Raw genomic sequence first — 12090 nt, 5'->3', positions numbered from 1 at the left:
TTGATTGGAAAATGGGATTACATGTATTTTTTCACCCTGTTTTTTGTGAATGATTTTTACTTATAACCATATTTTAAAATGAATAATCAGCAAATTGAAGATGATTTGACCTATAAGATTATAGGTTGTGCAATGAAGGTACATACAACTTTAGGCAATGGATTTCAGGAAGTCATATATCAACGTGCTTTAGCAATTGAAATGAAAAAAGCGGATTTGAATTTTGTTAGAGAATTAGAGATGAAAATATTTTATGATAGCGAAGAAATTGGAACGCGTAGGGTTGATTTTTTAGTTGAAGATTCCTTACTCATTGAATTAAAAGCATTAAAATGCATCGAAGATACTCATTTAGCACAGGGATTAAATTATCTCGTAGCATATAAGCTAGATAAAGGCTTATTAATAAATTTTGGAGCAAAAAGTATTGAAGTGAAACGGTTAAGACATCCCAAAAACAAAATGCTTAATACGATACCAAGGAAATAATCTACATTTTCCATAAATCCAACTAATCCAAATTTACACGATCACTTTTTCAACGGCTTCAACAGATCTTCCAGTCCGTTTAGTTTGATCTCATACATGGTTTCAAGCAGCACACCTAACTTGCCCGCAGGAAAACCTTTGCGCTGAAACCATTCCAGGTAGCTTACCGGAAGATTACATAATATCACACCTTTGTATTTACCAAAGGGCATTTGCATGTTTACGAGTTCGAGCAGGAGTTGTGGATTCGCTTGCATAATAAGTGCAGTTTGTTGTTTTACTTTTGATCCTGCAATTGTTTTATCTGTTTGTTCTGCACAGAAGATAAAAGTATCAATGCAGTGATAGCGCCAATAGTAGCATACAGCATGTCGGATTGTGTATCCCACACGTAGCCTTGTGTACCGAGAAATGCATCGCCTGCTTCTCCGCTGAACAGTGAAACAAACCACTCCAGCAATTCATACGCAGCGCTGATTGCCATGCAGATGCAGACAACAATAAAATTGAGCCAGCCTTTATTGAATACAACTTCTTTCCGGATAAATAATTCACGGATGATCAGTGCAGGTACAAAGCCTTGCGCAAAGTGTCCGACTTTATCGTAATTATTCCTGGACTGGTGCAGCATTTCTTTTAACCAATCAAATGCAGGTACTTCTGCATAGGTATAATGGCCGCCAACACACAGGATACATGCATGTATACAGATACATGTATAGACAAGCGGAGTAAACGGAAAGGAATTTCTTGTAGCAATCAGTACAATGGCTCCGATAATGGCAGGAAAAATTTCGAGCAGCCAGGTGAACGTTTCTTTCGGTTGTATACCTGACCAGGTAAGTACAAGCAGAAAAAGTATGAGTAGGATGGATGTGTATTTCATAGATTGGTATTATCTTTAAATAAATATAGCTAATGTATTTTTCGTGCTTTACCTATGATGTGATCTTCCGGAACGAAACCCCAGTATCTGCTGTCAGCAGAGTTACTTCTGTTATCTCCCATCATAAAGTAGTAGTTTTTTTTGAATGTATATTCATGTAAAACTATACCATTAATTGTTAATTTGTTGTCTTTAACTGATGATCCTTTATTGTCTTCGTAGTTCAAAATGGTTTGTCCATATATTTCAATCATATTTGGATCTAATTTGATGGTGTTAGCTTTTTTAGGTATCCAAATTGATCCGTAATTATTTAAGTTCCAATCCTGTGTTTTGTGTGCAAATGGAAATAAAATTTCAGAAGGATTGAATTCAGAAGGATTGAACTCCTGTATAGAATCAAATATTTGTGCCTTAGTTAATTTATGTATGTTATATGGATTTAAATCGATTATATATAGTTTTTTATTATTATACTCTACTAATTTATTCAGATAAATATCATCTGTTTCAATCGTATATTTATTTTTTGTATTTTCCGAAATTTGCTCAGATGTAAAACATTTATATCTGAATTTTAGAGCAGGAGGATTTGCTGCTTTTAGATGGTTAATAAAAACTTCTTTATTTTTTATTGAAAAGGTATCACCTGCGATTGCTATGCATCGGCTTATATAAGGTGTCTTTAGATTAATTTTTATATCGAGTTGTTGTGGATAATAAAATGCAATTACATCATTGCGTTGAATTGTATTATGCAAATAAAAATTTGTATCAATAATTACTTTCTCTCCTTTTGAAATAGACGGTGACATTGAATTATATTTTATGGTGAATATTTTCACATGTGAAATAACCTTCAATGCATAACTAGTAAAGGATAAAAATATGATATATGGCAAGCTGCAATAAAAAAGTTTTTTTTTTAGCTTATACATAATAGCTTTAGCTTATTAAAAGTGCTATTGACAGTTCATAATAAAAATGCCGGATGATATTCACCCGGCATTTTTATTATGTAATATAAAATGTTATTTAATCATTTTAAATGAACGGCTCCAGCGGATGCGTTCCGGGAATGAAAGTTCTGAATCGAGCGATAACCAGACCATCCAGGCTTTACCAACAATGTGGTCACCCGGAACAAAGCCCCAGTATCTGCTGTCGGCAGAGTTATGTCTGTTGTCTCCCATCATAAAATAATAATCCTGTTTGAAAGTATATTCAGATACAAGTTTACCATCTATTTTTAATTTATCGCCTGCTAATTCAATTGTCTTATCTCCTTCATAATTGATGATGGTTTGTCCATACATTTCAACCATGTTTGAATCTAATTTAATTGTTGCACCGGCTTTGGGTACCCACAGCGAACCGTAGTCATCGGCAGTCCAGTTTTGGGATTTGCGTGCAAAAGGGAAGAACAAACCATTCTGATCCAGTTCGTCCAGTTTGAAATCTACAATTGAATCAAATACTTTAGCTGTACGTAACTTGGCAACGGTTGCAGGTGTCAGATCAATCAGGTATAGTTTTTTACCCTGGAACTGCAGTACATCATTAGAATACAAATCGTATGTGTGGATGTTGTATTTTTTACGTGTACGTTCAGAGATGATATTATTTGTAAAACATTTGTACTTAAACTGCATTGCCGGCGGATTTTCTACTGCAACACCATTAATGAATAATTGCTTGTTGTGTACAGATAAGCTGTCGCCCGGAATGGCAATACAACGTTTGATGTAATTTGTTTTCAAATCAACCGGAAGGTCTGTTTCCGGCGGGTAGTTGAAAACAACAATATCGTTGTTGTTAATTTTTGTGAAACCCGGGAATCTGAAATACGGAAGACGAATGGCATCACTGAATGATTTTAAATTTGTTCCCCACACTTTCTGGTGTGTAAGCGGAATCTGTAACGGCGTGATGGGTGCGCGTGTACCGTAGGATAATTTATTTACGAATAAGAAATCACCCACCATCAATGTTTTTTCCATTGAGCCGGTAGGTATGGTGTATGGCTCCAGCCAGATCCAACGTACAAATGTTGCTACAACAATGGCAAACGAAATAGAATCGCCCCATTCCTGAAACGAATTGGTATAAACTCTTTTTTGACCTTTAGGCTGTTCCAGTTCCAATAAAATTGTTTTAGCAATCTTATCATGTAAGCCGCGTCTTTCTTTATCGATCAGAATAGATATGATTACAAAGGGCCACAGGTAATATTTAAGAATGAAACGAATGGCTAATTGCTTTGCCGTTGGATTCGCTCCGCGCTCTTCGCTGTTTCTAAGAAACATACCCATTATATCCTGGCCGGGTGTGAAGTGCATGTATTTGTGGAATACAATATCATACACAATACCCAGTACGCCGAATAACAACCAGTTTACAACTGTGGGAACAGTAGAGAAGAACGGTAAGGCATTCGTAATAATGATCAGTACAATGATCAGAAATAATAAATCAATTGTATTGTATTGAATTCTTCTGAAAAAAGAAGGGGGAACAAGATTCTTCATGTTTAGCTGATTTTTAGCAAATCATTCATACCAAATACACCACGGTTTTTTGCTGTCCACTCGGCAGCCATAACAGCCCCCTGAGCAAAACCTTCGCGGCTGTGTGCAGTATGTTTGATCTCTATTGTATCGATCGGTGAATTATAAAATACAGTATGTGTACCCGGCACGTCATCGATACGTTTGGAAATAATTTCTAATTCATCATCGTTTTCAGATGCTTCATTCACCCATTTTGTTTTAGCTGAGTTCTGGCTCATCAAACCTTCCGCCAATGTAATCGCTGTACCGCTTGGCGCATCTTTCTTTTCTGTGTGGTGAATCTCTTCCATGGAAACAGCATAGTCCGGAAATTTTTTCATCAATCCGGCCAATATTTTATTCAGGTGAAAGAAAATATTTACACCAATGCTGTAGTTGGAAGCATAGAAGAATGAACCGTTGTTCTGACGGCAGATTTCATCCAGTACGGGTTTTTTCTTTAACCATCCGGTTGTACCGGATACGATCGGCAGGTTATTTTCCAGGCAGTGGCTGATATTCAAAAAAGCACTTTCAGGTTGTGAAAATTCTATTGCAACATCCGCCATTGAACCGTTCAGGTTTTTAATGTCTTCTTTGTTATGAACATCAATGATCGCTGAAATGGTGTGTCCTCTTTCTATGGCAATACGTTCGATCGTTTTGCCCATTTTGCCATAACCTATTAATGCAATTCTCATAGGAATGTATTTGGGTATTTAATGTAAAACTTAGGTAATAATGATTTATTTAAGCCTTATAGAAAGGGTTAAACCTGTTGCAAGATGGGAATAATTCGTGGCATAAAAAAGTGGCTTAACCTTAAAGCTGAGGTTCTCATTTACATCAAACTCTTTCAGGTGTGCATCAACATAGGCATCTACAATATTCAGGGCATAGATACCCGAAAAGATGACAATATTCATGTACATGTATCTCCGGGAATCATCCTGCAGGGTTCGGAGTTGTGTGGCAGAGAGTGTTTGCAGGTTATAGCCTGCATTTGTGTAGGATGTAGAGAGAGCGGATCGGTCTGCATTATGTTCCGCAAGGCTTGCAGCTTCCCCGTATACCTTTGTTTTATTGCTGTAATCTATTGCCAGATAGCCTGTGATCAGCAAACCGATTGGCGGCAACGGGGCTTTCCAGTATTTTTTGTTGTATACCTGTCCGGCACCCGGTAATATGGCAGACATCAGCGCAGCTTTGTTGGGCTGGCGGTTCATGATTTTTTTATTCGCTAATTCCTGTTGGGTAGGAGGAGGCTCAATCGTGTCGGAAGGTACGGGAACAGTAGTTTGCTGTTGCTGCTGAGCAAAAACCTGCTGGGCAGCAACAGTAAACAATAAAAATAATGCAAATGAAAAACCTTTCATTAGAAGTTTAATATCTCTAAAATACGGTTCAGGTCTTCTGCAGAAACAAACGGAATCTTGATCTCGCCTTTAAATTGCTTATCACTCTTTACCTGTATTTTAGTTCCGAAGTGAGAGGTTAATTTGTTCTGAAGGCTTGAAATCTCCGCATTGGCAGCCGCTGCTGGTTTTGCAGGTGTTCCCTTAGTATCTGCTGAAGCCGGTTTATTATTCTGTAAGTTACGTACCAGTTCTTCAACGGCACGCACCGATAATTCTTCGCTTTTGATTTTATTTAACACATACAATTGCTGTTCTATTTTTTCCAAACTGATAATAGAACGTGCATGTCCCATACTGATTTCGTTATCACGTAAGGCAACCTGTATATCCGGTGGTAATTTCAGTAAACGTACATAATTGGTAACGGTTGAACGGTTCTTACCAACACGGTCGCCCAGTTCTTCCTGCTTTAAATTACATTCCGTAATCATGCGCTGATAACTGATCGCAATTTCAATGGGATTCAGGTTTTCACGCTGAATGTTTTCGATCAGTGCCATCTCCAGCATCTGCTGGTCGTTTGCTGTACGGATGTAGGCAGGAATGTTTGTTAAACCTGCAAGTTTAGACGCACGTAAACGGCGTTCACCGGAGATTAACTGGTATTGATTAGGAGCTAACTGACGAACAGTGATCGGTTGAATGATACCCTGGATCTTTATCGATTCCGATAATTCCTTCAGAGCTTCATCATTGAAATGAGAACGCGGCTGATAGCTATTTACTTCGATCTGCTCAACCGGGATTTCATTCAGGTTGCTTGCTACAGCAGCGGTTGTTTCAGTAGTGTTTTTGCTTTTTACTGAATCCGCATCTTTCAACAAGGCACCTAAACCTCTGCCCAATGCATTTCTCTTTATATTGTTCGTATTACTCATTAGTCAACTTCTCTTTTAAAAAACTCAGGCAACAACAATACCGTTTCTTACCAATACTTCCTGTGCTAAACTCATATAGCTTTGTGCACCTTTACTTTCCGCATCGTGTGCAATAACAGGTATTCCAAACGATGGTGCTTCACTTAAACGAATGTTTCTTGGAATAAGTGTTTCAAAAATCAATTCTTCAAAGTGTTTTTTTACTTCGTCCACAACCTGATTTGATAAACGCATGCGTGAATCAAACATCGTCATTAACACCCCTTCAATATGTAATTCAGGATTTAAATGCTCCTGGATAATTTCAATCGTTGATAATAATTTACCAATTCCTTCAAGGGCGAAATATTCGCACTGAACGGGTATTAAAACAGAATCAGCAGCGGTAAGCGCATTTACGGTAATTAAACCCAGGGAAGGAGAACAGTCAAGAATGATGAATTCATATTGGTCCTTAATACTGGCCAGGGTTTTTTTCATTCTGAATTCACGTTCTTCCAGATTAATTAATTCAATTTCCGCACCCGCCAAATCGATGTGAGAAGGAAGCAGGTCCAGGTGATTGATTTCTGTTTGAATAATCAATTCGGCCGGGTCAAATCCTTCCACCATACAATCATAAATACCACGTTCAACATCTCTTGGATTTACACTTAATCCGGAAGAAGAGTTTGCCTGTGGATCTGCATCAACTAAAAGCGTTTTGTGCTCCAATGCTGCTAAACTAGCTGCTAAATTGATTGCAGTAGTTGTTTTACCAACGCCGCCTTTCTGATTCGCAATCGCAATGATCTTACCCATAAAATTTGAAACGGTTTAGAATTAAACGAAATCCCCTTTTTTGATTATTTCAGATTATACAAAGATAACATCTTATTGCTTAGCGGGCGGGTGTCTAACTTCGAAGTTACCCTATTGTTATCAAGAATAAATGTGGATAACATGTGGATGTTTGGGTCTAATGCCCAAATAAATAATGGCTTAACTGAATTGGTTCTCTAATATATGCACATGGATAATAAACATATATTCAGGAGTTTTAATTCCAAGGTTGGTATTAAGAATTCAATTGGTTGGTTCTCCACAAAAATAACCAGAGAAATGAGCTGGTTCTTTATTGTTTTTATATCTAATGCCCGTTATAAAAAACAAAAGGACTGCCGGTTATAAATTATCAGCAGCCCTTTTGTTAATAGTCAAGACAGTAATTTATAGCTTTTTGTATGTATCTGTTCGTACATAAGCCGTTCCGTTTTTGTCGGTATCCTCGCGTACGAAACAACTAATGTATCTTCCGTCAGTTGTAAAATTGTCCAGTTATTTACTTGTCCATATGCAGTAATGGTTAATACTGTTTCACCCGAAGTTAAAGCCCATGTAAATCCAATAGATTGTGGGGTCATTGTACCACCGCAATCTCCACCGTATGTCCCTTTTTTATTAGCAGCATACGTGTATTCTACATCTGATGCACAAACAGACATTTGGCTGTAAAGATTTGTGCTTGCCGTTTCGCTTCCTAATACATACACGGGTTTATCAGCTGTTGATGCTGTAAAATGCCAGGTTGTTTGAGTTAATAATTTTTCTTTTGCGGATAAAGTAGCAGTTGTTGTTGGTGTTGAAGCAGGAGCTGGGTCATCACTTTTAACCCAAAGTTTCATTAAAAAAGCCGCCGTTGAAGTTTCAACCGGCGGCTTTTTTAATGTGAAGACGCAATAAATTGCGGTTCTGTCTGAATTATTTTTTCTTGATATTTTTCTTAAACTGTTGTTCCTGCTCTCTTTGTTTCATTGCTTCTTCCATACGTGCCATGAAACGGTTCTTTTTAGGAGCGCCGCCTGTTGTATCGCCGCTTAAGTTTTTATCCCTTTTTGCTTCCAGCTGCAAACGTAATTGACCTTCGTCTACAAAACGACGGATAATTAATTGCTGTGCAATGGTTACTAAGTTTGAAACAAAATAGTAGAAACTTAAACCTGCAGGGAAGGAGTTTAATACAAATAAGAATACAACCGGCATGGCATACGACATGTATTTCATCGGTCCTGTTACGGTGCTTACCTGATTGTTTACCCAGGTATACGCAAGGGTAGAGATGGTCATCAATAATGTAAACATGCTTACGTGTGAACCATAAAACGGAATGGTGAATGGTAGTTTTGCAAACTCATCGTAGCTGGAAAGATCGGTTGCCCACCACAAGGATTCCCCACGTAAGTCGATTGCGTTCGGGAAAAAGTTGAACATAGCAAGTAAGATCGGCATTTGTAACAATACCGGAATACAGCCGCTTAACGGGTTAATACCGAATTGCTTGTAAACCTGCATCTGCTCCATCTGGATTGCTTGCTGATCATCGCCGTGCTTTGCTTTTAATTCGTCCAGCTCCGGTTTCAATGCCTTCATTTTAGCCATTGAAACAAATGACTTATACGATAATGGAAGCAATACAAGTTTGATAAGCAATACCAGAATTACGATGATTAAACCGAAACTGCTGAACACGCCTTTTAAACCATCAAATACCGGGATTACCACAAAACGGTTGATCCAGCTGACAAGCGGCCAGCCAAGGTTTACGTTTTTCTGATAATTTTCAGCCGGTACAGCTTTACATATTTTGAAATCGTTTGGTCCGAAGTAAAACGCATACGCAGCTTTACCGCTGATCACAGCCTCTAAAGGTAATTGTACCTGAGCTTCCAGTGCTTTGATGAATTTTTCTGAGTTAACAGGCGCATTGGGTAATGTGCTGTACATCGGATATGCAGTAACGGTAGCAGAAGGAATGGTACCGCCTTCACGAATATAAAAACCACTGTTAAAGAATTTTTGTTTTAATGAAACCCAATATACATTGGAAAGTGTTTCTGTTTCTCTGTCTTTAGAAGCTTCAGATAAATAGTCGAAACCATCTTCGGCAGCCATATAGTTAACCGTTGATTTAACACGCGCCTGTTCTGAATCGTATTCAATACGTTCAACCTGCTCCCTCCAGTCAAGTGTTAACGGGAGGTTTGGAAGCTCTCCGCCAAAACCGGCTGCTTTCAGATTATAATCTACCGTAAAACCTGCTGCACCTAAGGTATACGTGTGCTCAATTGTTTTACCGTTGCCTGCATCTGTTTTGAACGTTACTACCTGCTTATCGCCTGCTTTGCTTTCAACACCTGCATAGTACAGCGAGTATAGATCTACCGGTTTTTTGTTTGTGTTGAGGATAAGAGATAACTGATTGTTTTCCTGTTTGAATAGGAACAATTGTTTTTTATCCCAGGTAAAATAATTTTTAAGAAGTACTGATTTAATTGTACCGCCTTTTGTAGAAAGCGTAACAACAACATCTTTGTTTTCCAGTTTATATTCTTTTGCTTCACCAACCATTGCAGCAGCAAAGTCACCGTATTCACGCTGGTTTTGAGCTTTAAGTGCTGTATCTGTTGCAGCAGATTTTAAAAGTACGGTATCTGATTGAACAGGTTGTGTAATTGCAGGAGGTGTAGTAACGGGTGTTTCCGGCGTTTGTGTTGACATAAAGCCGAAGTAGCCCAACATCAATACTGAAATTAAGGAAATACCGATAATTTGATTCTTATCCATTGGTAATTTGTATTGTTATCTTATTTAAAACCCTGCAAAGATACCATTTTATATATGATTTATGGCTGTCTGCTGAGATAAAATATACCCTGCTAAATGATGTGTAAGTGCTTAAAAATGAGTGTTGTTGTTGGATGGAATATGCGAAGCATGAAAAAAATAATATAACCGTTACATGTAAAATATGTATGAATGCCAATGTTTAGATGCAACTAACCGCTGTATTCGATATCCAGTTGATGCTTTGATAGGAGGCCGGCAAGGTTCATCGCATGGAACTTTGCTTTTTTCATTTTATTGGAATCCGGGTCAATCGAAAAATGTTGAGCCGTTCTGAAATCTGTTTTTTCAAGGATGGTATTTAAAAAACGTGTTTCTGAAAGATCACAATTTTCAAATACGGCAGATGTTAAGTCTGCTTCAGAAAAGTCTGTTTCTTTTAACGTACAATTCAGAAAGTTTGTCTTCCGTAATTTTGTTCCAAAAAATGTGCAGTAATCAATGTGGCTATCCTTAAAGGTAAAAGAAAACATAAACCGGTTGCAGCGCGTGAAATCAACACCCTGAATTTTACATCCTGTAAACGCAGCATCTCTGAAACCGGTACCTTCAATAATGGACATTGAAAAATTACATTGATTGAAATGACATCCTTCAAAATCGTTATCACGTAAATCACTTTTACTGAAGTCACAGCCAATAAACGTGCACGAGATAAATTCCCTATCGCGTAGTACCTTACCGGAATAGTTGACGTTGGTAAATGTTTTTTGCTGATGTACGATGTGTTCTCCGGAATGGCTCATTATACTGCTTATTCAGTTATGTGCGTACTAATGATTACATATATGGATTACATCCATACATGCCACGGAATTCTGCTTAAAATGAATACCAATCCGATCACATAAAATATACTCAGCAGTTTATATTTTTGTTTGTCTGTTGCAGCGCGTTTAGATTTTGAGTAACCAATCGTAATGCTCACAATCGCAAGAAGCATCATAAGCGGGTGTTCAAGCATGTATAAGCGGCTCATGCTATTACCCATGGAGGCTTTTGAGAAGTTTTCAATACCCAATGGGGAAATAAAATAAATAATTAAACCAACTACTAGCTGAAGGTGTGCCGCTATTAAACCTGCCAGTGCTATACGTTTGCTGGAAGCTGTAAATTCTTTGTTGCCCATGAACCCAATAAGGATATAAATTACTGCAGCGAATAATACAAAGAGTAAAACCAGGGCAAGGTTTGAATGAAGAGATTTGATAATTGAATACATGGGATATTGTTTTAATTAATGTATAGTAGTAGCCTGAATCGATGACTGTAAAATTATTTTTTATATGTTATTAGCTGTTTTCCTTTGATGTATTTTTCGGCATGCACAGCTGCCCGCCTGAATAATCAAATACATAAGAAACGGAAACACAGCTGCCTGTTTGTGTTCAACACAAATATCGGTATTTATTTTTACTCTTGTAGTATTTCAATCAAAACAATAATGGAAACTATTAAGATATATGATAGCACATGTAATTAGTTAGTATTTCAGGGGAATTTTATCAGAGCAGAGAAACTTATATTTTAACGTACAGCATTTAAGAATCTCTATAAAACAAGCTCATTCAGGCACCGTTATGCTGCATGCATTCTTTTAAAATGTAAATAAAAATAAACCTGAAGGACGAAATTTAATGCCGGATTGGAAACCGGAACATTAATTTTTATTCCTTTTTTTCAATAAACAGTATAAAGTAAAATCTACTGTTTTTTGATTGCATTTTTTTTAATATATTATTATGTAGATCAACACGTTAAAGCTATGGAAATAAAATTGATTGCTCAGGTAAAAACAGTTATTAATGCACCCATTGAAAAAGTATGGGAAGCATTGGTTAATCCGGAAATCATTAAAGAATACATGTTTGGTACAACTGTGGTATCAGACTGGAAAGAAGGAAGTCAGATTGTGTGGAAAGGGGAATGGAAAGGAAAGGCATATGAAGACAAGGGAACAATACTTCAATTCAACGAACGGAGTATCTTACAGTATTCGCATTTCAGTCCGCTGACCGGTAAACCCGACCTGCCGGAGAATTATCATGTTGTTACCATCACATTAACAGCATTGAAAAAAGGCGTTGAAGTGGAATTGACTCAGGATAATAATGAAACTGAAAAAGAACAAAAGCATTCAGAAGATAATTGGAATACAATGCTGGAGGGATTAAAGAAATTTCTGGAGAATAAAGTGTCCGCGTAAT

Annotated in this window: 14 protein-coding genes; 2 read left to right on the top strand and 12 right to left on the bottom strand. The window is 37.4% G+C overall.

Translation table 11 applies throughout. The features are described 5' to 3' along the window. Positions 1–78 precede the first annotated feature (78 nt). Complete coding sequence (locus CHU_RS12495) at positions 79–489, top strand: GxxExxY protein (RefSeq protein WP_011585931.1); 411 nt, start codon at positions 79–81, stop codon at positions 487–489. 41 nt (positions 490–530) lie between these two features. Here the strand turns inward: CHU_RS12495 and CHU_RS12490 are convergent, their stop codons facing one another. From CHU_RS12490 to CHU_RS12435, 12 genes are all read right to left on the bottom strand, one after another. After that, positions 531–746 carry a DUF3820 family protein gene (locus tag CHU_RS12490; protein WP_011585930.1) on the bottom strand — a complete coding sequence of 72 codons (216 nt, stop codon included), beginning with the start codon at positions 744–746 and terminating at the stop codon, positions 531–533. A gap of 20 nt (positions 747–766) precedes the next feature. After that, positions 767–1375 carry a DUF2238 domain-containing protein gene (locus CHU_RS12485; RefSeq protein ID WP_011585929.1) on the bottom strand — a complete coding sequence of 203 codons (609 nt, stop codon included), beginning with the start codon at positions 1373–1375 and terminating at the stop codon, positions 767–769. Between the two features lie 29 nt (positions 1376–1404). Continuing rightward, entirely contained in the window at positions 1405–2313 is a 909-nt protein-coding gene (gene lepB, locus CHU_RS12480; protein ID WP_011585928.1) for a signal peptidase I, read from the bottom strand. 93 nt (positions 2314–2406) lie between these two features. Then, positions 2407–3903 (bottom strand): signal peptidase I, encoded by a 1497-nt coding sequence (gene lepB / locus CHU_RS12475; protein WP_011585927.1) that lies wholly within the window; start codon positions 3901–3903, stop codon positions 2407–2409. A gap of 2 nt (positions 3904–3905) precedes the next feature. After that, complete coding sequence (gene dapB / locus CHU_RS12470; protein WP_011585926.1) at positions 3906–4625, bottom strand: 4-hydroxy-tetrahydrodipicolinate reductase; 720 nt, start codon at positions 4623–4625, stop codon at positions 3906–3908. Positions 4626–4670: 45 nt separating this feature from the next. After that, entirely contained in the window at positions 4671–5300 is a 630-nt protein-coding gene (locus tag CHU_RS12465) for a DUF5683 domain-containing protein (protein ID WP_011585925.1), read from the bottom strand. Continuing rightward, the gene (locus CHU_RS12460) at positions 5300–6220 is read right to left on the bottom strand and encodes a ParB/RepB/Spo0J family partition protein (protein WP_011585924.1); all 921 of its coding nucleotides are present in this window, start codon (positions 6218–6220) and stop codon (positions 5300–5302) included. The genes CHU_RS12465 and CHU_RS12460 overlap by 1 nt, the downstream gene beginning before the upstream one ends. Before the next feature lie 24 nt (positions 6221–6244). Then, a complete protein-coding gene (locus tag CHU_RS12455; RefSeq protein ID WP_011585923.1) occupies positions 6245–7021 on the bottom strand; it encodes a ParA family protein in 777 nt (258 codons plus the stop codon). Between the two features lie 395 nt (positions 7022–7416). Continuing rightward, on the bottom strand, positions 7417–7884 hold the full coding sequence (locus CHU_RS12450; RefSeq protein WP_011585921.1) for a lipocalin family protein: 468 nt from the start codon (positions 7882–7884) through the stop codon (positions 7417–7419). 76 nt (positions 7885–7960) lie between these two features. Continuing rightward, on the bottom strand, positions 7961–9823 hold the full coding sequence (gene yidC / locus CHU_RS12445) for a membrane protein insertase YidC (RefSeq protein ID WP_011585920.1): 1863 nt from the start codon (positions 9821–9823) through the stop codon (positions 7961–7963). 212 nt (positions 9824–10035) lie between these two features. Continuing rightward, on the bottom strand, positions 10036–10629 hold the full coding sequence (locus CHU_RS12440) for a pentapeptide repeat-containing protein (RefSeq protein WP_011585919.1): 594 nt from the start codon (positions 10627–10629) through the stop codon (positions 10036–10038). Positions 10630–10676: 47 nt separating this feature from the next. Then, entirely contained in the window at positions 10677–11105 is a 429-nt protein-coding gene (locus CHU_RS12435) for a hypothetical protein (RefSeq protein ID WP_011585918.1), read from the bottom strand. A 543-nt stretch (positions 11106–11648) separates the two neighbouring features. Here CHU_RS12435 and CHU_RS12430 point away from each other — a divergent pair. After that, on the top strand, positions 11649–12089 hold the full coding sequence (locus CHU_RS12430) for an SRPBCC family protein (RefSeq protein WP_011585917.1): 441 nt from the start codon (positions 11649–11651) through the stop codon (positions 12087–12089). The last annotated feature ends 1 nt before the right edge of the window (position 12090 follow it).

It is taken from the genome of Cytophaga hutchinsonii ATCC 33406, from assembly GCF_000014145.1.
Taxonomy (GTDB): domain Bacteria; phylum Bacteroidota; class Bacteroidia; order Cytophagales; family Cytophagaceae; genus Cytophaga; species Cytophaga hutchinsonii.
Note: the sequence above shows the minus strand (reverse complement) of the source record. Positions and strands in the feature narration are given on the sequence as shown.